At 65.3% G+C, this 26,598-nt stretch carries 25 protein-coding genes and 2 pseudogenes; 8 read left to right on the forward strand and 19 right to left on the reverse strand.

The annotated features are described in order from the left end of the window. Window positions 1-1,233 carry an acyl-CoA dehydrogenase family protein gene (locus tag A8G08_RS00260; RefSeq protein WP_068268801.1) on the forward strand — a complete coding sequence of 411 codons (1,233 nt, stop codon included), beginning with the start codon at window positions 1-3 and terminating at the stop codon, window positions 1,231-1,233. Beyond that, window positions 1,230-2,222, forward strand: coding sequence for an NAD(P)H-dependent flavin oxidoreductase (locus A8G08_RS00265; protein ID WP_068268802.1), 993 nt, complete (start codon window positions 1,230-1,232; stop codon window positions 2,220-2,222). The genes A8G08_RS00260 and A8G08_RS00265 overlap by 4 nt, the downstream gene beginning before the upstream one ends. Before the next feature lie 102 nt (window positions 2,223-2,324). Here the strand turns inward: A8G08_RS00265 and A8G08_RS27840 are convergent. Continuing rightward, window positions 2,325-2,468: pseudogene (locus A8G08_RS27840) on the reverse strand (excalibur calcium-binding domain-containing protein); the annotation flags it as partial. Window positions 2,469-2,757: 289 nt separating this feature from the next. Here A8G08_RS27840 and A8G08_RS00275 point away from each other — a divergent pair. Next, complete coding sequence (locus tag A8G08_RS00275; RefSeq protein WP_068268803.1) at window positions 2,758-4,389, forward strand: flavin-containing monooxygenase; 1,632 nt, start codon at window positions 2,758-2,760, stop codon at window positions 4,387-4,389. 74 nt (window positions 4,390-4,463) lie between these two features. Here the strand turns inward: A8G08_RS00275 and A8G08_RS00280 are convergent, their stop codons facing one another. Next, window positions 4,464-4,922: a flavin reductase family protein gene (locus tag A8G08_RS00280; RefSeq protein WP_068268847.1), complete on the reverse strand. Its 459-nt coding sequence runs from the start codon at window positions 4,920-4,922 to the stop codon at window positions 4,464-4,466. Between the two features lie 256 nt (window positions 4,923-5,178). Here A8G08_RS00280 and A8G08_RS00285 point away from each other — a divergent pair, with 256 nt between their 5' ends. Further along, window positions 5,179-5,790: a PadR family transcriptional regulator gene (locus tag A8G08_RS00285; RefSeq protein ID WP_245672523.1), complete on the forward strand. Its 612-nt coding sequence runs from the start codon at window positions 5,179-5,181 to the stop codon at window positions 5,788-5,790. 57 nt (window positions 5,791-5,847) lie between these two features. Here the strand turns inward: A8G08_RS00285 and A8G08_RS00290 are convergent, their stop codons facing one another. From A8G08_RS00290 to A8G08_RS00315, 6 genes are all read right to left on the reverse strand, one after another. Beyond that, window positions 5,848-6,792: an alpha/beta hydrolase gene (locus A8G08_RS00290; RefSeq protein ID WP_068268805.1), complete on the reverse strand. Its 945-nt coding sequence runs from the start codon at window positions 6,790-6,792 to the stop codon at window positions 5,848-5,850. Next, a complete protein-coding gene (locus A8G08_RS00295) occupies window positions 6,789-7,634 on the reverse strand; it encodes an IclR family transcriptional regulator (protein ID WP_068268806.1) in 846 nt (281 codons plus the stop codon). The genes A8G08_RS00290 and A8G08_RS00295 overlap by 4 nt, the downstream gene beginning before the upstream one ends. Before the next feature lie 263 nt (window positions 7,635-7,897). After that, on the reverse strand, window positions 7,898-9,370 hold the full coding sequence (locus tag A8G08_RS00300; protein ID WP_068268808.1) for an FAD-dependent oxidoreductase: 1,473 nt from the start codon (window positions 9,368-9,370) through the stop codon (window positions 7,898-7,900). A 2-nt stretch (window positions 9,371-9,372) separates the two neighbouring features. Continuing rightward, entirely contained in the window at window positions 9,373-10,278 is a 906-nt protein-coding gene (gene bphC / locus A8G08_RS00305) for a biphenyl-2,3-diol 1,2-dioxygenase (RefSeq protein WP_068268809.1), read from the reverse strand. Window positions 10,279-10,315: 37 nt separating this feature from the next. Further along, window positions 10,316-11,497 (reverse strand): acyl-CoA dehydrogenase family protein, encoded by a 1,182-nt coding sequence (locus A8G08_RS00310; RefSeq protein ID WP_068268810.1) that lies wholly within the window; start codon window positions 11,495-11,497, stop codon window positions 10,316-10,318. Between the two features lie 46 nt (window positions 11,498-11,543). Beyond that, the gene (locus A8G08_RS00315) at window positions 11,544-12,734 is read right to left on the reverse strand and encodes a 3-ketosteroid-9-alpha-monooxygenase, oxygenase component (RefSeq protein ID WP_084435835.1); all 1,191 of its coding nucleotides are present in this window, start codon (window positions 12,732-12,734) and stop codon (window positions 11,544-11,546) included. Between the two features lie 210 nt (window positions 12,735-12,944). Between A8G08_RS00315 and A8G08_RS00320 the strand changes: the two genes are divergently transcribed. Both A8G08_RS00320 and A8G08_RS00325 read left to right on the forward strand, forming a co-directional pair. After that, window positions 12,945-13,418 carry an FAS1-like dehydratase domain-containing protein gene (locus A8G08_RS00320; RefSeq protein ID WP_068268811.1) on the forward strand — a complete coding sequence of 158 codons (474 nt, stop codon included), beginning with the start codon at window positions 12,945-12,947 and terminating at the stop codon, window positions 13,416-13,418. Further along, window positions 13,415-13,807, forward strand: coding sequence for a MaoC/PaaZ C-terminal domain-containing protein (locus tag A8G08_RS00325; RefSeq protein ID WP_068268812.1), 393 nt, complete (start codon window positions 13,415-13,417; stop codon window positions 13,805-13,807). Before A8G08_RS00320 ends, A8G08_RS00325 begins: the two co-directional genes overlap by 4 nt. Here A8G08_RS00325 and A8G08_RS00330 read toward each other — a convergent pair. Next, on the reverse strand, window positions 13,804-14,859 hold the full coding sequence (locus tag A8G08_RS00330; RefSeq protein ID WP_068268851.1) for a ferredoxin--NADP reductase: 1,056 nt from the start codon (window positions 14,857-14,859) through the stop codon (window positions 13,804-13,806). The genes A8G08_RS00325 and A8G08_RS00330 overlap by 4 nt on opposite strands. Window positions 14,860-15,033: 174 nt before the next feature. On the opposite strand from A8G08_RS00330, the pseudogene A8G08_RS00335 reads away from it, so the two are divergent. Beyond that, a pseudogene (locus A8G08_RS00335) lies at window positions 15,034-15,848 on the forward strand (mycofactocin-coupled SDR family oxidoreductase). After that, a complete protein-coding gene (locus A8G08_RS00340; RefSeq protein ID WP_068268814.1) occupies window positions 15,848-16,675 on the forward strand; it encodes a mycofactocin-coupled SDR family oxidoreductase in 828 nt (275 codons plus the stop codon). Before A8G08_RS00335 ends, A8G08_RS00340 begins: the two are co-directional and overlap by 1 nt. A 225-nt stretch (window positions 16,676-16,900) precedes the next feature. On the opposite strand, the gene dmpG is transcribed toward A8G08_RS00340, so the two are convergent. The 10 genes from dmpG to A8G08_RS00390 all read right to left on the reverse strand — a co-directional run. Beyond that, window positions 16,901-17,947 (reverse strand): 4-hydroxy-2-oxovalerate aldolase, encoded by a 1,047-nt coding sequence (gene dmpG, locus A8G08_RS00345; protein ID WP_068268816.1) that lies wholly within the window; start codon window positions 17,945-17,947, stop codon window positions 16,901-16,903. Beyond that, window positions 17,940-18,848 carry an acetaldehyde dehydrogenase (acetylating) gene (locus A8G08_RS00350; RefSeq protein ID WP_068268818.1) on the reverse strand — a complete coding sequence of 303 codons (909 nt, stop codon included), beginning with the start codon at window positions 18,846-18,848 and terminating at the stop codon, window positions 17,940-17,942. Before A8G08_RS00350 ends, dmpG begins: the two co-directional genes overlap by 8 nt. A 24-nt stretch (window positions 18,849-18,872) precedes the next feature. After that, entirely contained in the window at window positions 18,873-19,676 is an 804-nt protein-coding gene (locus tag A8G08_RS00355) for a 2-keto-4-pentenoate hydratase (protein ID WP_068268819.1), read from the reverse strand. A gap of 94 nt (window positions 19,677-19,770) precedes the next feature. Then, on the reverse strand, window positions 19,771-20,637 hold the full coding sequence (locus A8G08_RS00360; protein WP_068268820.1) for an alpha/beta fold hydrolase: 867 nt from the start codon (window positions 20,635-20,637) through the stop codon (window positions 19,771-19,773). Window positions 20,638-20,808: 171 nt separating this feature from the next. Continuing rightward, on the reverse strand, window positions 20,809-22,308 hold the full coding sequence (locus A8G08_RS00365; protein ID WP_157108335.1) for an MFS transporter: 1,500 nt from the start codon (window positions 22,306-22,308) through the stop codon (window positions 20,809-20,811). A gap of 389 nt (window positions 22,309-22,697) precedes the next feature. After that, the gene (locus A8G08_RS00370) at window positions 22,698-23,489 is read right to left on the reverse strand and encodes an SDR family NAD(P)-dependent oxidoreductase (protein ID WP_068268823.1); all 792 of its coding nucleotides are present in this window, start codon (window positions 23,487-23,489) and stop codon (window positions 22,698-22,700) included. Window positions 23,490-23,510: 21 nt separating this feature from the next. Then, window positions 23,511-24,287 carry a glucose 1-dehydrogenase gene (locus tag A8G08_RS00375; protein ID WP_068268825.1) on the reverse strand — a complete coding sequence of 259 codons (777 nt, stop codon included), beginning with the start codon at window positions 24,285-24,287 and terminating at the stop codon, window positions 23,511-23,513. 24 nt (window positions 24,288-24,311) lie between these two features. After that, a complete protein-coding gene (locus A8G08_RS00380; protein ID WP_068268827.1) occupies window positions 24,312-24,569 on the reverse strand; it encodes a hypothetical protein in 258 nt (85 codons plus the stop codon). A 10-nt stretch (window positions 24,570-24,579) separates the two neighbouring features. After that, on the reverse strand, window positions 24,580-26,244 hold the full coding sequence (locus A8G08_RS00385; RefSeq protein WP_068268829.1) for an FAD-binding protein: 1,665 nt from the start codon (window positions 26,242-26,244) through the stop codon (window positions 24,580-24,582). A 41-nt stretch (window positions 26,245-26,285) separates the two neighbouring features. Continuing rightward, window positions 26,286-26,598: nuclear transport factor 2 family protein (locus A8G08_RS00390; protein ID WP_068268831.1), on the reverse strand; the 313-nt coding region annotated here is incomplete at its 5' end.

Here is a 26,598-nt window from a genome sequence, read left to right on the forward strand (position 1 = left end):
GTGGATTTCGAGTACAGCCCTAAGGTTCGGGACCTGCAAGCACGTTTGACCGCATTCATGCAGGAACGGGTATTGCCGGCCGAGCCGATCGCAGAGAGCCAGTTGGCGACGAAACCCGACCATTGGGGAGCGCCGCCGATCGTCGCCGACCTGAAGGCGGCGGCGAAACGCGACGGGCTGTGGAATCTCTTCCTTCCTGCCCGTGAGGGCGCGGGTCCGACGAATCTCGAGTACGCGCCTCTCGCCGAACTCATGGGGTGGAGTCCGGTGATCGCGCCGGAGGTCTTCAACTGCAATCCGCCGGACACCGGCAACATGGAATTACTGCACCTCTTCGGAACCCACGAGCAGAAACAGGAATGGCTCGCGCCGCTCCTCGAGGGCGAGTTCCGCTCGTGCTTCTCGATGACCGAGCCCGATGTTGCGAGTTCGGACGCGAACAACGTGCGGCTCGAGATCGCCGATCACGGCGACGACTGGGTTCTGAACGGGCGTAAATGGTGGTCGACGGCGGCGATGCGCGATGACTGCCGGGTCGCAATGGTCATGGGCGTGACCGATCCTGATGCGCCGATAGGTAACCGGCACAGCATCGTCCTCGTCCCGATGGAAACCCCAGGTGTGAACATCGTCCGATCCACCACGGTGCTCGGGTTCGAAGACCGCCACGAGGGCGGCCACGCCGAGATCGACTTCGACAATGTTCGCGTGCCCAAGGCGAACCTCCTCGGCCCGCGCGGCAAAGGCTTCGCCGTCGCGCAGGCCCGGCTCGGGCCGGGCCGCATCCACCACTGCATGCGACTGATCGGTATGGCCGAGCGTGCGATTGCACTCATGACCGAACGCGCCCGCTCACGAATCGCCTTCGGCAAGCCACTCTCCGAGGAGGGCGTGGTTCAGGCGACCGTCGCCGGTGCCCGCATTCACCTCGACGCCGCCAGACTGCTTGTGCTGCAGGCGGCGTGGCGAATGGATGTCGAGGGAACCAAGGCGGCCCGGCACGATATCGCCGCAGCCAAGGTGATGGTGCCATTGACGGTGAAGCGAATTGTCGACGATGCGATCCAGATCTTCGGCGGCGCGGGGTTGTCACAGGACACCATCCTTCCCGTGCTGTATGCGCAGGCGAGGTACCTGCAGATCGCCGACGGCCCCGATCAGGTGCATCGGCGCGCGATTGCCCGCGCCGAATTCAACGCCACTCCGACGCTGAAAGAGGTTCGCTCGTCGTGAGTCTTCCTGCCGTGCTGAAGGACCGACTGCGACTGCCGGTGGTCGCGTCGCCGATGTTCATCGTCTCGGGCCCCGAACTGGTCATCGCCCAGTCCGTCGCCGGTATCGTGGGGTCCTTCCCGTCCCTCAACGCGCGGCCCCAGCCGGTCCTTCGTGAGTGGCTCACACGCATCACGGAGGCACTTGCCAAACACGATGCCAACAATCCCGAGAACCCTGCCGCCCCATATGCAGTGAACCTGATCGTGCACAAGAGCAACGGCCGCCTCGAGGAGGACCTCGCCACGATCGTCGAGTTCGAAGTTCCCATCGTCATCACGTCGCTCGGCGCCCGCAGCGATGTCAACAAGGCAGTCCACTCCTACGGCGGGATCGTCCTGCACGATGTCATCAATAACGCGTTCGCGAAGAAGGCGGTCGAGAAGGGCGCCGACGGCCTCATCGCCGTCGCCAGTGGTGCCGGCGGCCATGCCGGGGTTCAGTCACCGTTCGCCCTGATCCAGGAAATCCGGCAGTGGTGGGACGGACCTCTGCTGCTCTCGGGCTCGATCGCCCACGGCCGCTCGATCCTCGCCGCCCAGGCAGCCGGCGCCGACCTTGCCTATATCGGCTCCGCCTTCATCGCTGCCGACGAAGCCAACGCCGAGGCGGGATACAAGCAGATGATCATCGACTCCACCGCCGCCGACATCATTTACTCCAACTTGTTCACCGGTGTCCACGGCAACTACCTCCGCGGCAGCATCGAGTCGGCCGGCCTCGATCCGGCCAACCTCGCCCACTCGGATCCGTCCGCTATGGACTTCGGAGTCGGCGAGGGCGCCGGCAGCGACACGAACACCAAAGCCAAGCCATGGCGCGATATTTGGGGCGCCGGTCAGGGCGTCGGTGCCGTGGACGCCGTGCTGCCGGTGGCGGATATCGTCGGGCGACTGTCCCGCGAGTACGCCGACGCGAGAACATCGCTATTGGCTGGGTACTCCCGCTGACCGAAAGACCGTTTCGAGCCCGCTACCAGCGTACGACGTGATCGTCGACGTGCCGGGGAATCACGGGTTCTCCGCCTGCCGGCGCGCCTGTCGCGTTATCGACTAGCGCGGATCCTGCTCGCAGGCGATCCCGTCGTTGTCCCGGTCCAGTCTTGGGGCGTAGCCGGGATCGCCGCGGTGCAGCGGTGCGGCTCCGGCGTTCCATGCCTCGGTGCAGTTCTCGTAGCCCGCACTTGGCACCGGGGCGGCGTCGACTGTGCCCGGGATCGCTAAGGCCGCGATGGCCGCGAATCCAACTGCGAATCCTGCGATTGTTCGCTTCATCGTTATCCCTTCTCGAGATGTCCCGACTCGAGTATCGAACCGATCGCGCCGGGCTTCGCGCGTAGTCCGGTACTCGATTCGAAGCAGCGCGCGTACTCGCTGATCGCAGGCACCGACGCGTATGCCGGTCAGCGGGAGAGTCCCTGGTTACGCCCGCACCCTCGCTCATAGCGTCGCTGGAGAGCATTCATCTCCAGCGAAAGGCAACACCTTGAACGCCACGACGCCATCGATACCAGCCAACGTGCCCGCCAAGGTCGACGTCGTCGTCGTGGGCGCCGGCTTTGCCGGCCTGTACGCATTGCACAAACTTCGCAGCGAGGGCCTGACGGTGCAGGTGTTCGAGGCCGGCGACGGGGTCGGGGGAGTGTGGTACTGGAATCGGTATCCAGGCGCCCGGTGCGACGTGGAGAGTGTCGACTACTCCTATTCCTTCGACGAGGCGTTGCAGCAGGACTGGGACTGGAGCGAGAAGTACGCGACGCAGCCGGAGATCCTGCGGTACGTCAATCACGTCGCGGACCGGTTCGACTTGCGCCGCAACATCAAGTTCGGCACGCGGGTGACCGATATGGCTCTCGACGAGGAGACCCTGCGCTGGGAAGTCCAAACGGAATCAGGCGATGTGGTGTCCGCCAGGTTCTGCATCCTTGCAGTCGGCCCGTTGTCGAACGCGAATTTCCCGGCGATCGAGGGGCTGGATTCTTTCGACGGCGGGGTTTATCACACCGCGCACTGGCCGCATGAGGGCGTCGATTTCACCGGCAGGCGCGTCGGTGTGATCGGCACCGGATCGTCTGGTATTCAGACGATTCCGCGCATCGCGGAGCAGGCCGCGCAGTTGCACGTGTTCCAGCGCACCGCCAATTACAGCGTGCCGGCGGGCAACGTGCCGCTCGATGACGAGACCCGCGAGGCGCAGAAGGCGAACTACACCGAGCGCCGCAGGCTGTCCATGGCGAGTGGGGGCGGCTCGCCCCATGAGGCCCATCCGAAGTCCGCGCTCGACGTGTCCGAGGAGGAACGGCGGGCGGCCTACGAGAAGCGCTGGGAACTCGGCGGCGTGCTGTTCAGCAAGGCGTTCCCGGATCAGCTGCTGACCGTCGATGCCAACGACACGGCTCGTGTGTTCTGGGAGGAGAAGGTGCGGGCGGTGATCGACGATCCCGAGGTTGCGGAACTCCTTGTGCCGAAGGATCATCCGATCGGGGCCAAGCGAATCTGTACCGACGACAGGTACTTCCAGACCTACAACCGCGACAACGTGCATTTGGTGAACCTGCGGGCCGCGCCGATCGAGCGGATCGAGGCGGGTGGCGTACACACTGCCGATGCGTACTACGAAATCGACGATCTGGTCCTTGCCACTGGCTTCGACGCGATGACCGGGTCCGTGGAGAAGCTGCGCATCGTGGGCCGCGGCGGCGAGACGCTGAACGAGGCGTGGGCCGAGGGGCCGAAGACTTACCTCGGACTGGGTATCGCGGGCTTTCCGAATCTCTTCAACCTCACCGGTCCCGGCAGCCCGTCGGTCCTGGCGAACATGGTGCTGCACTCGGAACTGCACGTGAACTGGGTCGCGGACGCCATCGGCTACCTCGACGCGCACGGTGCGGTCGCGCTCGAGGCGCGGCCGGAGGCGGTTGCCGACTGGGTGAAGGAATGCTCCGAGCGCGCCGCGGCAACCCTCATGCCAACCGCGAACTCGTGGTATCTGGGCGCCAACATCCCGGGCAAGCCCCGGGTGTTCATGCCCTTCGTCGGGGGTTTCGGGGTGTACGGCCGGATCATCGCCGAGGTCGCGGCCGCCGGGTACAAGGGGTTCGACGTCATCGAGGAGTGAGGAATCGGATCGGCTCGGTAGACGAAACGGCCGAGTCACGCCCAGGCGTGACTCGGCCGTTGTACGTCGTTTGCTCAGCCGGCGAACTGGCCGAACCCACCCCTGAAGAACAGCAGCGGCTCACCGCTGTCGTCGGCGCTGAGATCGGTAATGCGGGCCAGCACGATGGTGTGATCTCCCGCGTCGTGTTCGAACTCGACAGTTGCCTCGATGCGCGCGAGCGTGCCCCCGATCGCCGGTGCACCGTTGCCGGCGTGGGTCCACTCGATGCCGTTGAACTTGTCGCCCCCGCTGACCGCGAACTGGGTACACACGTCGCGCTGCTCACGCGCCAGGATGTTGATGCACAAATGGCGGGCTTCCCGCAGTTGTGGCCAGCTGGCCGACGTCTTGGCCGGGCAGAAAGAGATATAGGGCGGGTTCAGCGACACCGAGACCACCGACTGGCACGTCAGGCCGATCGGGCGCTCGCCGTCGTGAGCGGTAATCACCGCGACACCGGTGCAAAAATGTCCGAGCACCTTCCGGAGCATGTCGGGTCGGGGGAGGGACACGCCCTTGTGGTCGACGATGGCGAGATTCTCGGTGCGCATGGGAAACCTTTCCGAAAGAACTGTCGACTTTCAGAATCCGATGTCGCTGCTCTGGCGGGCAATGGAGTGTCCCGGTGAGCGGCCCGTCCAAGTTCGAGACGCCTCCAATTGCTACCCTTTTCACGTGGCACCAGCCGAACCGCCGCCCGAATCCGGGCTCCCCAATCTCCCGGCCACCAGCTGGGCGGTTCTTGGGATGCTCGCGTTCAACGAGGAACTATCCGGTTACGACATCAAGAAGTGGGCCGATTGGAGCATCGGACACTTCTATTGGAGTCCCTCCTTCAGCCAGGTCTATTCGGAGCTCAAGCGGCTCGAGAAACAGGGCTTCGCGACGTCGCGGGTGCAGAACGACAACGGGGTGCGCGGGCGGCGAACGTACCGCATTACGGACGCGGGCCGGGCCGCGGTCAGCAAATGGTCGAATGAAGCGCCGATTGATCCGCCGATGCTCAAGCACGGTGTGCTGCTTCGCATTTGGCTGGGACACCTCAACGAGCCCGAGCGCCTCAAAGAGATCCTGCAAGAGCACATTGCCTACGTGGACAAAATGCGGAGCCGACTCGCGCAGGATTTGGAGGGGGCTGCACTCGAACCGGCGTGGGCATACCCCCGCATCGCGATGCAGTGGTCCGAACGTTATTACGCGGCCGAGCACGAGCTCGCGCTGCAGCTGATCAAGGACATCGACCAGGCCGAAGCCGCACTCGCGCAAGCCAAGACGGAAGGCAAGTTTCCGACACCCGAGCCGGGCCGCTGGCGCGAGGTCGAAGAGCACGTCCAGGCAGAGCATCCGGACGAGGATTAAGGCCCATTCGCGGTTCGGCGGTGCCGTGAAAGCCACTGCCGGAATTGGATTGAAGTCCTAACGCGATACGGCGGGGCTTGCGAGCAGATTCGTGACATCCGCCCAGGCCTGTTTCCGCGCTTGTCGAGCGAGTCGCAGGGAACTCATCGTCATAAAGCCGTGAATGGCACCGGCATACGATCGGTACATCGTCGGAACACCGGCCAGGCTGAGCGAATTCGCATACGTCTCGCCCTCGGAATGCAACGGGTCGCAGCCGGCGGTCACCACGATGGCCGGTGGCAAACCCGTCAGATCAGCACCGAGCGGTGCGGCATATGGATGCGTGCGATCCGCGGGTGCGGGCACATATTGGTCCCAGTACCACTGCATTGCCTCGCGGGTGTTGTAGAAATCGTTGCCGAACTCTCGGTAAGACGCAGTGGTGAAGTCCGGGGCGATCACCGGGTACAGCAACAACTGTCCGGTGATTTCGGGGCCGCGACGATCCTTCGCCAGGACCGCTGTCACGGCCGCGAGGTTGCCGCCGGCGCTGTCACCGGCCACGATCAGGCGCGTCGGATCCGCCCCGAGCAGCTTCGCGTTTTCGGCCACCCACGCCGTGGCGGCGTACATGTCCTCCGCAGCCGCGGGCCAGGGCGCCTCCGGGGCAAGGCGATAGTCGACCGATACGACGACGGCTCCGACGCCGTTCGCCATGGACCGGCAGATGCCGTCATGGGTGTCGAGGTCGCAGAAGACGAAACCGCCGCCGTGCGCGAATATCACGACGGGCGGCCGATCGACGGATTCGTCTCGCGGCCAATAGATTCGGACACCAATGTCGCCATTCACGCCGGGCACCGCCCGGTCGGCGACGTCAGCGACCGGTTCGGGTTCCGCGGGGATCTGCAGGCGCGCACGGATCGCCGCGCGGGCCTGCGGGCCGGTCATCGTCTCCACTCGCGGGAATGCCGAGTTGAGGGCGGGCAGCAGTTCGGAGATCTCGGGGTCGAGCATCATGCGTACTGCAGGCTCGGGACTTCGGTTGCCATGCCGTGGTTGCGAATCGGTCCGCCGCGCAACGGCCGGGTCTTCTGCAGCGTCGGTTGCACGCGGACCCCGCCTTCGATGTTGCGCCAGATGCCGAGCGCGGTCATCCGGACGGGCGCGGCCAGTCGGTGATCGAACGTCATCCGATCCACGGGGCCGCACACCGACACCGCGGCGATTGCCTCGCCGATGTTGCCGATCGGCGCTGCGACACAACCGAAACCGGGCAGGGACTCCTCGCGCTCGTAGGCGATGCCGTGAGCGCGAACTTTGTTCAGCTCGGCGCGAAGCTGTGCCTTGGTCGGGCCGGACGTGGTATTTCGGCTCACCAGGTGGCCGTCGGCGTCGGTGATCAGGCTGTCGTCCGAGAACGCCAGGATCGCCCTGCCGACAGCAGTGCAATGCGCGGGATGGCGTCCACCCACCCGGGTCGGGATTGCCGCGGCCATGCGTCCGGCGATCTTCTCCAGGTACACCACGTCGGTGCCGTCCAGGATGGCGAGGTGCACGGCATAGCCGGTGGCCCGATGCAGCTCGTGCAGGAACGGCTGTGCCGCCCGATGCAGCCGGTCCTGATGCACCGCGAGGGAGCCAAGCTCGACCAGTCGGATCCCGAGTTCGTAGTCGCGGCCGCTGCGACGCAGCCACCGCAACTGGACCAGTCGCTCCAGCATCCGATGTGCCGTGGACCGTGGCAATCCGGTGCGGCGCACGATCTGAGCCAGCGTGAGGCGGCCGGGGCCGTCGAAGGCGTCGAGCACAAGCGACAGGCGGTCGAGCACGGCGGTCGGGGTACAGGCGTCGACGGCCATTGGGGAGCTCCGCAGGCTCCGGTCGTGGGTATTCGAGGAGCTCCGCAGGCTCCGCTCCTGGATTGTCATTGAGTCCTCCGGTGCGATCTAGGTGAGGCAATGCCTAATCAGAGTATTTCGATTAGGCATATACCTATTCGTACCACACGCGGTGATCGGTGTCACACCGAACCGAGTGGTTTGTTTGGCGCGCCAAGCGCGAAAGGGCCGCGGGTCGAATGCTCGACCCGCGGCCCACCTGGTTCTTCTACTGCGTTCCGGACTTATCCCTTGGCCGCCGACCGGCCCGCGCGCCGGCCGTAGAAGCTGCTGTCACCAAGCGAGATGCCGCTGGCATAACCCCAGGCCGCGAGCCCGAACGTGGACCGTCCAGCAGCAAACAGTCCCGGGATCGGCTCGCCGCTGACGTGCACCACTTCGGCGTCGAGGGTGGTCCGCAGACCGCCCAGCGTGAACCCGCCGGTGTGGCCGCGCAGATCGATCGCACCGATCGGCGAGCCGATCGGTCGCAGCCACTCCGGCTTCTTGTGCAGCAGGGCGTCCTCGCCGCGCGCGGCGCCGTCGTTGTAAGCGGCGACGGTCGCCTGCAGCGAGCCGCTCGGCAGACCCATCTCGTGTTCGAGCTCGGCCACGCTCTCGCACACCCAGGTGGGTGGGCGCAACAGCTCGGGCGTTGCGGACGGGCGCCCCATGGCCTCCTCGTGGGCTTCCGCGTCGATCACCAGGAACGCCTCGTTGTCCTGCTGGTAGAGGGTCAGCTGTCCGACGCGGCCCGGATAGGTGTCCTCGGCGACGTAACGCTGGCCGCGGCCGTTCACCAGGATTCCGCGAACGATCAGCTGGGGATCGACGAAGATCGCCACTTCGGTTGCGTCCATGTGCGCGAGATCCGCGCCGAGAGCCTGCGCCATCCGAATGGCCTGCCCGTCGTGTTCCTCGACCGAGGCCGCCGGGCGACCGTTGATCCGCGGCGCATACTGCGCCACCATCTCCTCGTTGTAGGCGAAGCTGCCGGTCGCGAGCACGACCCCTCGGCGCGCTCGCACGGTGACCTCCTTGCCGTACTGCTTGGCAACAACGCCGACCACCCGACCGTCCGCTTCGATTACGAGACACTGCACCCGCATGTCGTAGGCGGACCGAACACCTAGCGACGCGGCTGTGTCGACAAGTGGCTTCATCAGCATGTAGCCGCCGCCCTTTTCGCCGGTCCGCTTGTCCAGCATCTGCGGGACGTGCCCGCGCGGTGCCGGGGTGGCAATCCGGGTGAAGGGATACGCGTTCTCGCCGCCGGTGTACATCAGGCCGTCGTCGCCCGGTGGCTCCCAGCCGGGCTCACCGTAGAAGCTCGGCTTGAACGGCACGCCACACCCGACCAGCCATTCGAAATGCTCGACGCTGTTCGTGCAGTAGTCGGCGAGGCGGTTCTCGTCGGCGCCCGGACCCATGGCCGCGCGGAGAAAGGCGTGCATGTTCTCGGCCGAATCCTCGAAGCCGCATGCCTTTTGGATCGGGGTGCCGCCGCCGAGATAGAGGAACCCACCGGCAAGCGCTGCCGCGCCGCCCCAGCCGCCGGTGCGTTCCAGCACCAGGACATCGGCACCTGCGCGGGCCGCCTCCACCGCTGCGGCGGCGCCCGCGACACCGTAGCCCGCGACCACAACGTCGGCCTCGTAATCCCAGTTCCCGATCTCGGCCGCCGACCGGGGCCGGATCGTCGTGGACGGGCTCGGCATGGCTACATCGCCGCCAGGGGTTCGCTGCCGGACCAGTCGTGGCCCCAGTAGCTGTCGGCAGTGATCTCCTCGGCCGTGTATCCGGTCTCGTCGACCTGCATGCCCTCGGTGCCGAACTCGATGTCCCAACCACCGGGCGCCCGCACGTAGAACGACACCATGTTGTCGTTGGTGTGCCTGCCGAGCGTGGACGAGACCGAGAAGCCGTCCCGGACAACGCGATCCAATGCCTGACCGACGGAATCGAGCGAGTCGACCTCCACCATCACATGGATCAGGCCGGGAGCGCCGCCGTGCGGGGCGGGGCACAGTGCCAGGCTGTGGTGGCGCGGATTGACGCCGAGGAACCGGATGCGCATCGCGCCGTACTCCGGCGGCGCCGGCAGTCGCATCGCGCCGCGTGGGAGGAAGCCGAGCACCTCGGTGTAGAACGAGAACGCGCCGCCCGGATCCATCGTCGGCAGCACGACATGGCCGAGTCCCTGCGCGCCGGTGACGAACTTCGCGCCGAACGGCGTGACGACAGGGCTGTGATCGAGCACGGGGCCGTGGAAGACCTCGACGTTCGCGCCGGTGGGATCGGTGAAGGCGATGACCTCCTCGACCCGGCGTGCGTCGGCTTCCTCCACCGACAGCGGCTTGACGGCGACCCCGGCCTGCTCGAGGGTTTCCTGCACTCGCTGCAGCGCCAGACCGTCGCGAACCTCCCAGCCGATGTCGACGACCTGGTCGGATTCGCCGGGAACAACGATGATGCGCGCGGCACGCTCGTCCATCCGGAGGTACAGCGCGTCCTCGTCCGGTCCGCTGCCTTCAGCGAAACCGAGCACGTCGAATGCGAACTTGCGCCAGCGGTCCATGTCATTGGTCTGAATCTTGAGATAGCCAAGACCCTTGATATCTGTCATTTATGTTGTCCTTCTATATATTTCGTACCTACTCGGGTCAGATCATCTTCTTGAGCGACTCGGCCGGATCGATGCCAAGCGAGCTCAGCGCCGACGCGTGGTACACGGTGCTGGGCACGTGGATCGCGTGGTTGAGTCCGGCATGTGCGTCGCGCCAGAACCGCTGCAGCGGCTTGTCCATCCGCAGTGCGTTGCCGCCCGAGCGGGCGAAGATCTGGTCGACGGCCATCACCGCGCGCCACGCCGCCCGCACCTGGGTGCGGCGTCCTGCCGCCCGGTCCTCGAACGAGACCTCCTTGCCGGACTCGACGATGTCCCACATCCGGTCGACGGTGGCCAGCAGTTCCTGGCGTGCTGCGTTGATGTCGGCCGCGGCCTCGCCGACTGCGAACAGCACGTACGGGTCGTCCTTGATCGCCGTGCCCTGGGCGCCGACCCGGTCGCGCTGGTAGTCCAGATGCGCCGCGAGCGCGCCCTCGGCGATGCCGATTACCGCGGAGCTGATGCCGAGCGGGAACATGTTGGACCACGGCATCTTGTACAGCGTCTCGGTCACGCCGTACTCCTTCTGTGCGATGCCGTCGATGACGTTGTCGCCGTTCATCACTCGGTAACTCGGGACAAAGGCGTCGCGGACGATGATGTCCTTGGAACCGGTCCCCTTGAGGCCGACCACGTTCCACGAGTCCTCGACGATCTCGTAGTCCTTGCGCGGCAAGATCATGTGCAGCATGGTCGGCGGCATCGCGATGTTGCCGTCCGCATCGCCGAGCATGGCGCCAAGGAAAATCCAGTCACAGTGGTCGGTGCCCGAGCTGAACTGCCAGCGGCCGTTGAAGATGTAGCCGCCGTCCACGGGAACAGCGATTCCGGTGGGCGCATACGGCGAGGCCATCCACGTGTCCTCGTCCTCGCCCCAGACCTCTTCCTGCACCTTGGGGTCCGCGAACGCCAGCTGCCACGGATGTACGCCCACGATTCCGCAGACCCAGCCGGTCGCGCCATCCAGAGATGCCGCGGCCATCACCGTCTCCGCGAACTCGCGCGGATGCGCCTCGAAGCCGCCGTACTTCTTGGGCTGTAGCAGCTTGATCGGACCCGCTGCCTTCAGCTTCTTCGCGGTCTCGTCCGGCAGGCGGCCCATCTCTTCGGCCGCGGGGGCTTGATCGCGAAGTTGATCGGCGATCTCCATGATGTTGTCGAGCACCCGGTGGGTCATTGTCGTTCCTTGTCGTTGTTCGGACGGTCGGTATGCGGGCCGCGACTCAGGCGTTGACCTGCGCGGGGACGATTCCGTTGGACAGGTTCTCCGCGACCTCGGCCTCCCAGCTCTTGACGGCGCGCTCGGTATCGATTTCGAACTCGAACCGCTTGGTCATGTCGTCGGTGACGTCCTCGACGTCGACGTAGAACTGCTGGTACCACCGGCGCAGCTGGTACACCGGTCCGTCCTCTTCGGACAGCAGCGGATTGTCGATGGGCGCCTTGTTCTTCCAGATCTCGATGTCCTGCTCGAAGCCCACCTCGACGCCCTGGGCGAACGCGGCTGCCATCTGCTCGGCCATCTCGTCGGTGACGCCCTCGGGCTTGCGCACCATCGCGCCGTACTGCAGGACGAACGAGTTCTCGGACACCGGGTAGTGGCAGTTGATCAAGACCGTTTCGATGAGCATGCCGTTGGCCTCGCTCCACAGCCTGTCGATCATGTAGGACGGCCCGAAATACGAAGCGTCCGAACGCAATGTGGAGTTGGGGTCGTCGTAGCTCGTGCCGACGACGATGTCCTGTCGTGGGGTGGACCGCATGTACTGCGTGGCGACGTGACCCTCGAAAACGTTCTTGAAGTACCGCGGGAACGCGTAGTGCACATAGTAGAAGTGCGCCATGTCCACGACGTTGTCGACGATCTCCCGGCAGTGCGAACCCTCGACCAGCATCGAATTCCAGGTCCAGTCGGTCCATTCGGCGCTGCCGCAGCCGTCGATCTCGGGGATCGTCACCTCGTCGGTCGGCTTGGAGCCCTGCGGGTCATTCCACACGTAGAGCTGCCCGTTGCGCTCCAGCGTGGGCCAGGAACGCGTGCGCGCGAGCGGGGGCACCCGCCGTGCGTAGGGAATGCCTGTGCATTTGCCATTGCCGCCCCACCGCCAGTCATGGAACGGGCAGGCGATGGAATCACCCTTGACGGTGCCCAGCGCCAGGTTTCCGCCCATGTGCCGGCAGAAGGCGTCGAGGATATTGATCTTCCCGTCGGATTCCGACTGGAACACGACGAGAGTCGTGCCGAAGGCCTTGACCTCGTGTGGCTTTCCGTCCTGGAAAGACTTCAGCAGGCCGAGGCAGTGCCAACCGCGAGCGAACCGAGTCGGCGCCGCGGCAGCCTCGATCCTCCGGAATTCCTCGGCGTCTGGGGAATGACCGTTGTGCGAAATCTGGCTACGCAATTGACCCGGCATCGAAACCTCCACTTATCTCCGCGTCGTGACGGAAATCGATGGTGGCCCTGACCGGGTGGGATTGGCGTCGCTCGTCCCGGTCAGTGGACAGGTTTGTGAGCCCCGACACGGTCGCGGTGCAGCACTCCCGATGAGCGGGAGTTTCCAGTCTCGCCGACCGACGTCATGACTACGGTTTCTTCCATTCGCGCAACGAGATTGGAGACGGCGATGGCAAACGCTGCAGCGGTGGGCCGGACCGGCACGCCATTCGAGATGACTCTGGAACGCGGAAAGATCCGAGAGTTCGCCGACGCGACGCAGTCGAGCAATCCGGCGTACCGGGCTCCCGAAAACCCGGTAATTCCACCGACCTTCCTGACGGTGCAAATGTTCTGGCAGGAATGGTCGGGTCCGGAGGCAAATCCATGGCATCACGTCGAACTCGACCAGGAGAGCGGAATGCATGCCGAGCAGGACTACCGATTCTTCGGTCCGCCACCCCGCGCCGGCGATCGATTGACCGCAGTCTCCCGGATCGAGCGGATCTACGAGAAGGAAGGATCCCGCGGCGGCACGCTGACGATGGCCGAGATGGTGACCGAGTTCTTCGATCCCAGCGGCCGGCTGGTCGCCGAAGCGTGGATGACCGGTGTCGAGCCGTCGCTCAACCCGGCTCATGCGCAACTTCAGGAGGCGAAATGACCACCACGACCCAACCGAGCCCAGCGACCTTCGGCCCGCTTACCCGCACGGATTTTGTCCGGTACCAGGGTGCATCCGGGGACATGAACCCTATCCATCATGACGAAACCGTCGCGCGTGCAGCGGGATACGAGGCGCCCCTCGCGGTGGGCATGCTGTCGGCCGGCCTGCTGGCGACCTACGCCACCGATTGGCTCGGCGCCGAGTCGGTTCGCCGGTTCCGCACCCGATTCAAGCGGCAACTGTGGCCCGGTGACACGCTCACCTGCACGGGCAAGGTCCTGCAGAACTACGTCGCCGACGGCGAGCCGCGGGTCGACGTGACGTTGATCGGCACCAATCAGCACGGCGACGTCGCCCTGCAGGCATGGGCGACGTTCGCGGCCTAGAACGCAATCTTGAGAGCGTCGGTGGCCGGCCGCGCCTGGCAAGCCAGGATGTAGCCGGCCTCGATGTCCTCGGGCTCGAGGATCGCGCAGGTGGTCATCTCGACCGCGCCCTCGACAACCGTCGCGGCGCACGAGCCGCACTCACCCTCCTGGCAGGAGAACGGCACGTCGATTCCCTTGCCGAGCATGACGTCGACGAGCGTCTGCTTCCGTGGCCAGGTCAGGTTGTGGGTCTCGCCATCGAGTTGGACCTCGACCATGGCAGCGTCGGCGGCATCCTCGGCGGTGAGCTCCACGAGTTGCGCCTCGGCGAACGGGTCGCCGGACAGTGAATTGAACACCTCGGCGTGCACGCGGTCTCGCGGCACCCCCGCCGATGCGAGCGCCTGGTGCACGGTGTCCATGAACGCGCCCGGACCGCACATGAAGGACTCGTACTCGATGAACGGTACGGCGAGCGCGGCAAGCTGCTCAGCATTCGGACGTCCCTGCAGGGATTCGAGCCAGTGCACGATCGTCAGTCGGGCGGGAAATTGCGCAGCGAGCTCTCGCAGCTCGTCGGCGAAGATCACCGAATCCTCGTCGCGGTTGGCGTAGATCAGCACGACATTGCCGGATCCCGCGGAGAGCGCGGACTTGAGGATCGAAATGACCGGGGTGATACCGCTACCGGCGCCCCACAGCAGAAAGTCATCGTCGAGCGAGGCCGGGGTGAACACGCCCGACGGCGGCAGCACTTCGATGGTGTCGCCGACCGTGATGTTGTCGCACAGCCAGTTCGAGCCATATCCATCGACAGTGCGTTTGACGGTGACCTTGGGCTCGGAATCGCTCAACGGGGAGCTGGCCAACGAGTAGCAGCGGGCAACCGATCCCGTTAGCTCGCTCGGAATTCGCAGGGTGAGAAATTGCCCCGGCTTGTAGGCGAACCGCTCGGCCGCGTCGGCGGGAACGTCGAATACCAACGAACGGGCGTCTGCGGTCTCCTCGATAACTCCGGACACTCGCACCATCACCGAGCGGGAGCTGCGCGGCACGTCAACGGTCGCCATGGTCATTGTGTCCTCCTGAACTACCTGATCCCGGTCGGTAAGCGCCCCCATTGTGACCAATCCGACGGCCTCAGGCGCGGGTGGATTCCGGTGGCCGGGACGCCGGCACCCCGCCGTCCGCTCACTGGGACAACGCCACGTCGGCCACTCAGCGCGGTTCTAGCGTGACTGCCCATGGTCGAAGACGGATCCACGCGAATGAGCGGCACAGTTGCGGTGGTGACCGGCGCAGCCCGGGGGATGGGGCGCACCCATTGCGTCCGGCTCGCAGAGGAGGGCGCCGACGTCATCGCGCTCGATCTCGCGGGCGCGTCCGACGACCTGGCGCAGACCGCCGAACTGGTTTGCGCCACCGGACGCCGCTGCGTGACCCGCGTTGCCGACGTGCGCGACCAAGATTCGCTCGTCTCGGCCCTCGCCGCAGGTGTGGCAGAACTCGGCCGCTTGGACGTCATCGTCGCCAATGCCGGAATCTATGCCGACCTCGCGTTGTCGTGGGAACTGTCCGACGAGGCCTGGCACCGCACGCTGGACATCAATCTGACGGGCGTGTGGCACACCGTGAAGGCGGGGCGCCCCACCTCGGCAGCGGCGGGTCCATCGTGATCGTGAGCTCCACCAACGGCCTCAAGGGCGGCGCCGCCGTGGCCCATTACGCGGCCAGCAAGCACGCGGTGATTGGTTTGGCACGGACACTTGCGAACGAGCTGGGACCGAGGGGCATTCGCGTGAACACCGTCCACCCGGGCTCCGTCGGCACACCGATGATCCTGAACGAGCGGGTATTCGCCAAGCTGCGTCCCGACCTGGATAACCCAACGCAAGAGGATGCGGCCGAAGTACTTGCCGCGCGCAACCTGCTCCCAGTTCCGTGGGTCGACCCGCTGGATGTGAGCAACGCAGTGCTGTTTCTGTCGTCCGACGAATCCCGGTATGTCACGGGAACTCAACTCGTCGTGGACGCCGGACTGACTCAGAAGGTGACGTGATGGGACGGTTGGCTGGAAAGGTCGCGCTGGTTACCGGCGCGGCGCGGGGAATCGGTCGGGCCCAGGCCGTGCGGTTCGCCCAGGAGGGCGCCGACGTGATCGCCCTGGATCTGTGTGGTCCCGTCGACACGGTGGTCACCCCGCCTTCCACTCGTGCCGATCTCGATCGGACGACGCGCGAGGTGGAAGCTGCCGGCGCACGCGCGGTAGCCGTCATGGTCGACGTTCGTGACGGTGCGGCGCTGCGGGCGGCGACCGACGAAGCCGTGTGCGAGCTCGGCGGTCTCGATATTGTCTGCGCCACTGCGGGAATCACCTCGAGCGCCCCGGCCCTCGAGATCGACGCGAAGACCTGGCAGACCATGTTGGACATCAATCTCACCGGTGTCTGGCAGACCTGCAAGGCGACGTCGCCGCACCTGATCCAGCGCGGGGGCGGGTCGATGATCCTCACGAGCTCCATCGCCGGCCTCCGCGGCCTGGTTGGGGTTGCGCATTACACCGCCGCCAAACATGGCGTCGTCGGTCTGATGCGTTCTCTCGCGAAGGAGCTTGCACCGCACAATGTTCGAGTGAATTCGGTGCACCCCACCAACGTGGATACGCCGATGATTCAGAACGACTTCGTGCGCCGGAAGTTCCGGCCCGATCTCGAGCATCCGACGCGGGCAGAGTTCGCGGAGGCAGCGAAGTCGATGAATATGCTGTCGATTCCCTGGATCGAGCCGGTTGACGTCGCCAACGCGTCGTTGTTCCTGGCCTCGGACGAGGCTCGTTACGTCACCGCGGTGACACTTCCCGTGGACGCGGGCAATGTTCAGCTTTAGGTCGCGGCGACAGGCCGAACGAGGCGAGGTCCGTTCGGACCTCGACCTCATCCGCCACTGGCTTCTGAACGTAGGCATTGCCGCCGACCAGACGCAGGCCTATTACGAGCAAGAACAGGCTCTCATCGCCCGCCCGACCTAGCGACTACGGGCTGTCTTCCGCCCACTGTCGAAAAGAGGCGAGCTCCCTTCGGAGCTCGCCTCTTTGCCCTGGCGCGCCGACCGTCAGGTACGACCGGCGAGTTCCAGCGCGATATCGATGAGCTGGTCCTCCTGGCCACCGACGAGCTTGCGCGCTCCCGCGGTCCGCAGGATCTCTGCGCCGCTCACGCCGTAGCGGTCTGCCTGCCGATAGGCGTGCCGCAGGAAGCTCGAGTAGACGCCGGCGTAGCCCATCATCAACGCCATCCGGTCCAGGGTGCACTCGCCCTCCATCACCGGCCGCACCACATCCTCGGCGGCATCGACGATCGCGAGCGTGTCGATCCCTGTTCGAATACCGATCTTTTCGGCGACGGCGACGAAGGCCTCCACCGGGGTGTTGCCCGCGCCCGCGCCGAAGCGGCGAGTCGAGCCATCGATCTGGCTGGCTCCGGCCTGCACCGCGAGCACCGAGTTCGCGACTCCCAGGCCGAGGTTCTCGTGGCCGTGGAACCCGACCTGGGCGTCGTCGCCCAGCTCGGCCACGACCGCGGCGACCCGGTCACTGACCTGATTCATGATCAATGCGCCCGCCGAGTCCACGACGTACACGCACTGGCAGCCGGCATCGGCCATGATTCGCGCCTGCGCGGCAAGGACTTCCGGGGGTTGGCTGTGCGACATCATCAGGAAGCCGACGGTCTCCAGGCCGATCTCGCGGGCAAGGTTGAAATGCTGGACGGAGATGTCCGACTCGGTGCAGTGCGTGGCGATCCGGCAAATGCGGGCGCCGTTGTCCGCGGCCGCGCGGATGTCGGTCTGCGTGCCCAGGCCGGGCAGCATCAGGAACGCGATCCTCGCCGTCTTGGCGGTCGCCACCGCGGTCTTGATCAGCTCCTGATCCGGGGTGTGGCTGAACCCGTAGTTGAACGACGATCCGCCCAGACCGTCACCGTGGGTGACCTCGATGACCGGCACGCCTGCACCATCGAGCGCGGCCACGATATCGCGGACATCCTTCGTGGTGAACTGGTGCGCCTTGGCGTGAGAACCGTCGCGCAGCGACGAATCAGTCACCCGGATGTCGAGGTCGGGGCCGAACGGCCTTGAAACGACCGAGGACTCAGGCATTGGTTGCTCCTACTGTTGCGGCGAGTTTGGCCTTTGCGAATTCCTCGCCGACCTTCGCGGCGGTCGCGGTCATGATGTCGAGGTTCCCCGAGTACGGCGGCAGGAAGTCGCCCGCGCCCTCCACCTCGAGGAAGATTGCGACCCTGGCCATTCCGCCGCTGAATGGGGTCGGGTCATCGAACTGTGGTTCCGCGGTCAAGCGGTAGCCGGGAACGTAATCGGCGATGTAGTCGGCAACCTGCTGGATGGAGGTCGCGATCTCGTGACGATCGGCGTCCTCGGGAATTGCGCAGAACACGGTGTCGCGCATGAACATCGGCGGCTCGGCCGGGTTCAGGATGATGATCGCCTTGCCGCGCTGCGCGCCGCCGATGGTTTCGATGCCGCGGCTCGTGGTGATGGTGAACTCATCGATGTTCGCGCGAGTGCCCGGTCCGGCACTCGGCGACGCGACACTCGCCACGATCTCGGCATACGGGACGGGAACAACGCGGGAAACGGCATACACCATCGGGATGGTGGCCTGGCCGCCGCAGGTGATCAGGTTGACGTTGGGAGCGTCGAGGTGCGCGCCCAGGTTCACCGCCGGGACCACCGCCGGGCCGAGCGCAGCGGGGGTGAGGTCGATCGCCTGGATGCCGAGCTCCGCGTAGCGAGGTGCGTTCGCGCGGTGCACGTAGGCGGAGGTGGCTTCGAAGACGATCTCGGGCAACTCGTCCTGAGCCAGCAGCCAGTCCACGCCGTCGGCGCTGACTGTGATGCCCGCATCTGCGGCTCGTTTGAGCCCCGGACTGTTCGGGTCGACGCCGATCATCCAGGCGGGCTCGAGGGTTTCCGAACGCAGCAGCTTGTACATCAGGTCGGTGCCGATATTTCCGGAGCCGACGATGGCGGCCTTCATCTTTTGCACGTGACTATCCCAATCCTATTGAGCTCGAGAAAAATTCAGACTTACGCTGCCGAGTCCGGCGAATTCAGCCCGGAATCGGTCGCCGGCCGCGACATCGATGGCCTTGGTGCAGGAACCGGGAAGGATGACGTGACCCGCCTCGAGTCGCACGCCGAACGCGGCCACCTTGTTCGCCAGCCACGCCACCGCGGTCACCGGGTTACCGAGGACGGCTCCGGAATTGCCCCGCGTCACCTCGGTCTCCGCGCCCTCCGATCCGGTGTAGAGCACGGCCTCGATATCGGCAGGGTCGATGCCGTCGAGCGAGTGACGCTCGCCGAGCACGAAACCCGCCGACGACGCGTTGTCGGCGATGGTGTCGGCAATAGCTATCTGCCAATTACGGATTCGACTGTCGATCAGTTCGATCGATGCCACCAGATGCGCGGTGGACGCCAACACGTCTGCCTCGGTGCAGCCTGCCCCCGGCAGGGTGTCCCCGAGGACGAATCCGACCTCCACCTCGATCCGCGGGTAGCAGAACGCCGAAAGATCGACGGTCGCACCGTCTTCGATAGCCATGTCGCTGAGTAGGTGGCCGTAGTCGGGTTCGTTCACGCCCATCATTTGCTGCATCACCGCTGAGGACAGGCCCACCTTGTGACCGCAGATCGTCAGCCCGTTTGCCAGCTTTCGTTCGATATTGCGCAATTGGATTTCGTATGCGTCGACTACATCGATATCACGAAAGCTATTGCACAGCGGCTCGATTGGAGAGCTGGTCCGCTCGGCTTCCCAAAGCAGTGTCGCCGCGGCGTCGCGCGCGGGGGCGTCGAGCATGTCGAGTCTCCTTCTTGCCGAGCAGGGTTTCACACTGGAATGTATGGATCGATGTGCCCGCTGCCGAGTCGTCGGTCCGCTGGGCGGGAACCGATCAGGCGCTCTTGCGCTGGAGGAACGCGAGGACGGCGCTCTCGAACGCCTCCTTCTGCTCGATCATGGCCCAGTGCCCGCAGTTCGGGAACACATGCAGTTCGGCATTGGGGATGGTTCGCATCGGGATCAACGCCATGTCGAGCGGGCTTACCCGGTCGTCCCGGCCCCAGGTGAGCAGCGTCGGCGCCTTGACCCGATGCATCATCGTCCATGGCGGTGGCGCATCCGACGTCTCCATGAACTTCACGAACTGCGCAAACGCGGCCTTCCCGTACATTCGGCGGGCACTGGCAAGCGTTTCGGGGTCGGTTGCCTGAGTCCAGCGCTCCTCGATGAGCTCCTCGGTCACCAGGTCCGGGTCGTACACCATCGAGTGCAGCCACTGGATCAGGCGTTCGCGCGTCGGGTCTTCGGTGAACTCCTGCAGGAGCTTGATGCCCTCACCGGGGCCGGGACTGAAGATGTTCTTTCCGATGCCACCGATGGTCACCAGACGGCGAACCTTCTCGGGATGGGCAATCGCGAAGTTGATCGCGACTGCGCCGCCCATCGAATTGCCGACGATGTCGACGCTGTCGAGGCCGAGGGCGTCCACCAAGCGAACCACGGCATCGAGGGCAGTGACCATCGGATGACCGCCGAAATCGTCGCTCACCCCGAATCCGGGGAACTCCAGCACCAGGCAGCGAAAGTGCTCGGCGAACACGCCGAGGTTGCCCCGGAAGTTGCGCCATCCGGTGACGCCGGGCCCCGATCCGTGCAGCAGCAACAGCGGGGGACCGTCGCCGGCCTCGTGGTAGCGCAGCATCCCCGCCTCGGTCGAGATCTGGCGAAGGGTGCTCTCGTAGCTCAGGTCCGCTGTCATTGCCCAACCCCTTGGTCGAAGTAGCTGTCCCCTCGTGACGTTGCCAGCGCGTGGTTCGTCATCCCAGACGTTGTCCCGGTTGGCGGGAACAGTCGCAAAGCCAAAGCGCCCAATGCCACCTCGATCGAACCGAGGTGGCATTGGGCCATGAAGGGAGCCGCTTGTGTGCGTCTAGCGCGCCATCGCGTTCTCCGGTGTGAGGACGTTCGCGTCCGGCGCATCGACCTGCTGGATCCGGCGCGGCAAGGCGAAGGCGACAATGGCACCGAGGGCCGCGCTGACCGCACCGATCAGGAACGCGATCGTAAATCCCTTGTCGGTGTAGAGAATCGCGCCCTGAGTGAGCTCCGGTGGGATCGGGGCGATGTACGAGTTGTTCATCACCGTGAACGCGATCACGGGGAGCACCGCCGGGAAGACGCTCTGCGACACACCGACGACGCTCGCGGTGCTGGCCTGCAACTGCGGCGGCACGGCCTCGATGAGCAGATTCGGAATCGACGCGTAGCCCATGCCCATGCCGGTGCCGAACACACCGGCGAAGACGATGAGCAGCGCCTTGTCGTCGTGAACCGCCGCGGTCAGGGCGAAGCCGGCGGCCATGAGCGTCATGCCGAGGACCAGCAGAATGCGTGGACGGACGTTGCGGCCCACCAGCGTCCCGACGAGCACGCCGCCGACTACCACCATGAGCCCGATCGGGGCCTGGAAGATGGCGAATCCCTCGGCGTCGACACCGAATCCGTAACCCAGTCCCAGGATTGCCGGCGTCATGGCCATCATCGGTAGCAGGATCGTGAACAGTCCACTGGCGCCGTAGCAAAAGCCTGCGCCCAGGGTGGTCAGGAACACCGGTCGCTTACCGAGCACGTTCAGGTCGATCAGCGGCTCGCGCACGATGCGAGCGGAGACGAACCAGGCGACCAGCAGAGCGGCGCCGCCGAGGCCGTAGGCGAGGGTCGAGCCGTCCCGCCAGCCCCAGGTGGGACCGAAGCTCACCGCGATGAGAACGCCGGCGATGCCGCCACCGAGCAGTACTGCGCCCAGCAGGTCGATCCTCGACCGCAACCGGATCGCCGATTCCTCGGTGCTGACCATGATCATCGCGCCGAGCACCACGAGACCGATCACGAAGAACCAGAAGATGCTTCGGAAGCCGTGGTTGTCGATCAGCCAGCCGGTGAGGAAGGGCGCGGGAATTGCGATGAGGCCCATGCCGCTGGTGGCGATGCTGACCGCGAGGGCGATGGTCTTCGCCGGGAAGACATCGCGGATCAGCGAGTAGCTGAGGAACAGGCACGGGACCAGCAGGCCCGAGAGCGAGCGGCCGAGGATCAGCACCTCGTAGCTGGAGGCGACAGCGGAGACCAGCGATCCGACCGCCGAGATCGCGACGCACGCGAGAAGCAGCTTGCGCTTGCCGTACATGTCGGCAAGCTTTCCGATCAGCGGCGCGGTCACGGCCCCGACTAGGAGGAACGAGGTGAGCAGCCAGGCGCCCTGCGTCGTCTGATAGTTGGCGGCGATCGAGGGGAGGGCCATCGAGATCATCATGTAGCTGACCGCGAGTAGCTCTAGCAGCAGCACGATCGAGGCTAGCGAGAAGATCAGCCTGGGTGTCCACCGTTGGGTGGCACCCGGCGATCCGCCCGGTTGAGTAACAGTGACCATCATCGTGTCCTTTCGGGATGCCTGCTCCGGACTGGTGAGTCGGATCGGACTACTGGTGGATCCCGGTGCAGTTGAGGGGTGATCGCATTCGCCCCGTCGTATCGGAGGACTGCGTAGTGGACATCACAGTTGGCGTATGGCTGTCGCACTATGCGTTGTCCCGCCCAGCGGGAGTTGAGCCATGCGAAAGATGTCGGCACAGCACCAAAAAGGGCTTCCGAGCTGGTAATTCGGGTGAGTAGCAGACTCGCTGTGTCGCGGCCAGTATGCGGGACGAAAAGACGAGCCCCGAGGCCGTGGCCTCGGGGCTCGTTTGGACTGTGCGCCGAAAGGCACTGGAGGCGGCCAAGTTCGGACGCCACCAGTGCCCAGTCGGGGCAGCTCAGTGCTTACGCGTGTGTGCCGCCGTCGATTCGGATCTCGGTACCGGTGATGAATGCGCCGTCGTCGGACACCAGCATCGCGATAACGCCGGCAACGGCCGCCGGACTGCCCATCGGCGCGCCGCCCGACTCGAGTTCGGCCGGCAGGATGGGGGATAGCTTCGCGAACAAGGTCCAATCGGCGTCCGCGGGAACGTATCCGCCTGTGGCATCAGTGATTCCGGACTTGACGCTGCCCGGCGCGACACACACCGACCGCAGGCCCGCGCGCCCATACTCGAGTGCGAGGGCATGGGTAAAGGATTGGATTCCGCCCTTGCTGGCGGCGTACGCGGCCATATAGGGGTGGGCGAACGACGCCGATGTCGAACTGAAGTTGACGATCGTGCTGCTCGGATTGTCGAGCAGGGCCGGGAGCGCCTCACGGACCACGAGGAAGGTGCCGGTCAGGTTTACCCCGATGATCTGATTCCACAGTTCGAGGCTGGTCTGGTCGGTATGCGAGGCACGCAGGATTCCTGCCGCATTCACGAGCGAGTCCAGCCCGCCCAGCGCAGCGAGGGCGGATCGGACGCCCCCGACCACCGACGACTCGTCGCCGATATTCATCTCCAGCAGCGTCAGCCGGTCTCCCGATCCCGACTCCTGCGCCTGTGCGAGGGTCTTTTCCAAGCCATCGGTGGATACATCCGCGGCAACCACGGATGCCCCCTCTGCCAACAGCCGCAATGCGGTGGATTGCCCGATTCCCGATGCCGCCCCCGTGACCAGAATCCGGCGGCCGTCCAGACGATTCATTTCCTTACCTACCTATCGAAATCATTGACCCATGACGTATTTGACGGTCGGGCCAGCGGTCCACCCGCCGTCGACGGCGATTTCGGACCCCGTGACGTACGCGGCATCGTCTGACAGCAGGTAACCAACGGCGCCCGCGATTTCCTCGGGGACGCCGACGCGGCCCATCGGCGTATTCGGATAGTTGCCTTCGCCCATTTGGATACCAAGCTCGGCGGTCATCGGTGTGTACGTCATTCCAGGGTGCACCGAATTGACCCGGATGCGGTCGGTTCCGAGTTCCACCGCGGCAATTTTCGACAATCCGCGCACACCCCACTTCGAGGCGCCGTAACCGGCGGTCAAGCCGAGCCCCATCAGTCCGGCTGCCGAGGAGATATTGACGATCGATCCGCCTCCGGCCGCGCGCATCGGCGCGATCACTGCTTGCATACCGTTGAACACTCCGACGAGGTTCACCTCGAGCACCGCGCGGAAATGGTCGACCTGCTCGTGTTCGATGAATTGCCCGGCCGATATGCCGGCGTTGTTCACCAGGCCCGTGAGAGCCCCGAATTCCGAGGTGGCAAATTCCACCGCCGACGCCCACTGGTCCGGATTGGTCACGTCAAGGTGCACGTACCGCGCAGAATCACCGAGCGCGTAGGCCGATTGTTTGCCCTCGTCGTCCAGCAGATCGGCCAGAACGACCTTGCCGCCGCGGTCGACGATGTGCCGGGCGAACGCGGCGCCGAGTCCCCGCGCGCCGCCGGTGACGATCGCTACCTTTCCTGCCAGCTGGGCCGAATTGTCTTTCATGTCAACAACTTTCTCTAGTGGTGCTCATCCGATCCGCCCGGGAACCGGTTCGCGGCGCAGGCCGTCGCTGCGCAGCGCACCGGATTCGGCGGCCTGCTCGATCGAGTCGCGCAGGGCCGTGCAGGTTGGTATCCAATTGCTGTGCTCACCCGCCGCGGCGCGCCGAGCGAACTCGGGGCAGGCCGATTCGGCATCGGCGAGCCACTGCACGCTCGTGTGCGTGGGGCTGTACTTCTCCACCAGCACGTGGTTTCGACACGTGTGGCACATGAGTTCCTGCATGGGGTGCTCCCTAGCGTGTCCCGGCGGCGTGCCGCGCGCCGATGAAGCCGAACACCATGGCCGGCCCGATCGTCGCGCCCGCGCCGGCATAGTCGTTGCCCATCACGGCGGCCGAGGTGTTGCCGGTGGCGTACAGGCCCTCGATCACGGTGCCGTCGACTCGCAGCACCTGGGCGTCTTCGTTGTAGACGAGTCCACCCTTGGTACCGAGATCTCCCGACTGCATGCGCACCGCGTAGTACGGCGCCTTGTCGAGTACGTCCATGGCGGGATCGGGCAACGTCGGGTCGCCGTAGTAGTTGTCGTAGTCGCTTTCGCCGCGTCCGAAGTCCTCGTCCTTGCCGTTGCGTGCGAACCGGTTGAACCGCTCGACGGTTTCACGCAACTGCGTGGGCGGCACGCCGATCGCGGAGGCCAATTGCTCGACGGTGTCCGCTCGGTGCATCAGCCCCGAATCGAACCACTCCTTCGGGAACTTCTGGCCGGGCATGATGCCACCGAACTGGTAGCGGTTCTTCGCTTTTCCGTCGAAGACGAACCAGATCGGGTCGTGGTTTCCGGCGATCTGCCGGTGCACGAACGTGACGTACGGTGCGGCCTCGTTGGTGAATCGCCGGGCCGTCTGGTCGACGATGATCGAGCGGGGAATGGACCGCTCCGACACCAGGACGGACATGACTCCGTCGGGTCGCTGGAAGGCCGGCATCCACCAGGCATCGTCCATCAGATCAAGGCCCGCACCTAGCTTTTCGCCGGCGATGATGCCGTCACCGGTGTTGTCGACCGAGCCCGCGCTGTAGTCGTCCTTCCCGCCCTCACGCAGGTACTTCTTGCGCATCTCGTCCCCGCGTTCGAAGCCGCCGCTCGCCAGCAGCACACCCTTGCGAGCCCGGATCTGCACTGTCGTGCCATTGCGCTGGGCGAGTACGCCGGTCACCGCTCCGGAATCGTCGGTGATCAGCGACTGCATCGGAGTGTTCAGCCACAGCGGAACGCCCGCCTGCTTGACGGCGAGCCGCAGCCGTCCGATCAGCGCCTGACCCAGGGTCTCCATGTGACGGCGCATGACGATGCTCTTGAACGCCCGCCAGCCGGTGCCGATGGCGGCGCGGCGCCCGGCCCACGTGCGCATCACCATGTTCAGCCGGACGAATTCCTTTGAGGTGATGTACAGCCCGGCCGGAGTGGCCAAAGCCGCTGGGCGAAGAGCCTTTTCGTCCTCACCGAGTAGCTTCAGGTCGAACGGCAGCGGCTCGATCGTGCGTCCGGCCGCGCGGCCGCCGGGCTTTTCGGGGTGGTAGTCGGAATAGCCTGTGCACCATTGGAAGCGCATGTGCGGGCTGGTCCGCTCGAGGAATTCCATCGTCCGCGGCCCGTGGTCGATGAAGGCGTCGATGTTCACGGACGGGACGCGGTCTCCGATCACCGCGTCCAGGTAGCGGCGTACGTCCTCGCGGGTGTCTGCCAGGCCCTCCCGTTTGAGCGTCGGATTGTTCGGGATCCAGATGTTCCCGCCGGACAGCGCGGTAGTGCCGCCATAGACCGAGGCCTTCTCGATGATCAACGTGTCCAGGCCACTGTCGGCCGCCGCGAGGGCGCCGGTAAGTCCGCCGCAGCCGCTGCCGACGACGACGAAGTCGACCACGTGATCCCAGGTTTGTGTGCTCGCAGGCATTGCGTCTCTTTCTGCTGGAAGTCGCTCAGGCTGTTATTCGCTCAGCTGAGCGCGATGTCGTTCTGCGACCAGTAGGCACGCATGCTGGTGATTCGTGCCTGGTCGTCGAAGGTCATGACGTCGATGGGCTCGATCGTGATGGTCTGGTCACCGGTGTCGGTGCTGACCCGGAAGTGGAACGCCGCGCTGTTGCCGGCGACCCGAACGGTGAGCAGTTCGGTCTGGTTCTGCACAGCGTCGAGCTGGCTGTAGAACTTCTCAATTGCCTCGCGACCGACCACCGGTTCGCTGCCGACCGGATCCTCGAGCGTGGCGTCCTCGGCGTAGAGCGCGGCGATATCGGCGGACGTCCCG

Origin of the sequence: Aldersonia kunmingensis, assembly GCF_001646865.1 — a bacterium.
GTDB lineage: Bacteria > Actinomycetota > Actinomycetes > Mycobacteriales > Mycobacteriaceae > Aldersonia > Aldersonia kunmingensis.

Excerpts from the sequence above, each read along its gene's own strand:
- A8G08_RS00375 (WP_068268825.1), bottom strand. The coding sequence starts at position 24,287 with ATGAAAGACAATTCGGCCCAGCTGGCAGGAAAGGTAGCGATCGTCACC.
- A8G08_RS00285 (WP_245672523.1), top strand. The coding sequence starts at position 5,179 with ATGCTCGCGTTCAACGAGGAACTATCCGGTTACGACATCAAGAAGTGG.
- A8G08_RS00290 (WP_068268805.1), bottom strand. The coding sequence starts at position 6,792 with ATGATGCTCGACCCCGAGATCTCCGAACTGCTGCCCGCCCTCAACTCG.
- A8G08_RS00355 (WP_068268819.1), bottom strand. The coding sequence starts at position 19,676 with ATGCTCGACGCCCCCGCGCGCGACGCCGCGGCGACACTGCTTTGGGAA.
- A8G08_RS00385 (WP_068268829.1), bottom strand. The coding sequence starts at position 26,244 with ATGCCTGCGAGCACACAAACCTGGGATCACGTGGTCGACTTCGTCGTC.
- A8G08_RS00315 (WP_084435835.1), bottom strand. The coding sequence starts at position 12,734 with ATGCCGGGTCAATTGCGTAGCCAGATTTCGCACAACGGTCATTCCCCA.
- A8G08_RS00340 (WP_068268814.1), top strand. The coding sequence starts at position 15,848 with ATGGGACGGTTGGCTGGAAAGGTCGCGCTGGTTACCGGCGCGGCGCGG.
- bphC (WP_068268809.1), bottom strand. The coding sequence starts at position 10,278 with ATGACAGATATCAAGGGTCTTGGCTATCTCAAGATTCAGACCAATGAC.
- A8G08_RS00365 (WP_157108335.1), bottom strand. The coding sequence starts at position 22,308 with ATGGTCACTGTTACTCAACCGGGCGGATCGCCGGGTGCCACCCAACGG.
- A8G08_RS00325 (WP_068268812.1), top strand. The coding sequence starts at position 13,415 with ATGACCACCACGACCCAACCGAGCCCAGCGACCTTCGGCCCGCTTACC.
- A8G08_RS00330 (WP_068268851.1), bottom strand. The coding sequence starts at position 14,859 with ATGGCGACCGTTGACGTGCCGCGCAGCTCCCGCTCGGTGATGGTGCGA.
- A8G08_RS00300 (WP_068268808.1), bottom strand. The coding sequence starts at position 9,370 with ATGCCGAGCCCGTCCACGACGATCCGGCCCCGGTCGGCGGCCGAGATC.
- A8G08_RS00360 (WP_068268820.1), bottom strand. The coding sequence starts at position 20,637 with ATGACAGCGGACCTGAGCTACGAGAGCACCCTTCGCCAGATCTCGACC.
- A8G08_RS00320 (WP_068268811.1), top strand. The coding sequence starts at position 12,945 with ATGGCAAACGCTGCAGCGGTGGGCCGGACCGGCACGCCATTCGAGATG.
- A8G08_RS00350 (WP_068268818.1), bottom strand. The coding sequence starts at position 18,848 with ATGAAGGCCGCCATCGTCGGCTCCGGAAATATCGGCACCGACCTGATG.
- A8G08_RS00295 (WP_068268806.1), bottom strand. The coding sequence starts at position 7,634 with ATGGCCGTCGACGCCTGTACCCCGACCGCCGTGCTCGACCGCCTGTCG.
- A8G08_RS00370 (WP_068268823.1), bottom strand. The coding sequence starts at position 23,489 with ATGAATCGTCTGGACGGCCGCCGGATTCTGGTCACGGGGGCGGCATCG.
- dmpG (WP_068268816.1), bottom strand. The coding sequence starts at position 17,947 with ATGCCTGAGTCCTCGGTCGTTTCAAGGCCGTTCGGCCCCGACCTCGAC.
- A8G08_RS00280 (WP_068268847.1), bottom strand. The coding sequence starts at position 4,922 with ATGCTCCGGAAGGTGCTCGGACATTTTTGCACCGGTGTCGCGGTGATT.
- A8G08_RS00310 (WP_068268810.1), bottom strand. The coding sequence starts at position 11,497 with ATGACCCACCGGGTGCTCGACAACATCATGGAGATCGCCGATCAACTT.
- A8G08_RS00380 (WP_068268827.1), bottom strand. The coding sequence starts at position 24,569 with ATGCAGGAACTCATGTGCCACACGTGTCGAAACCACGTGCTGGTGGAG.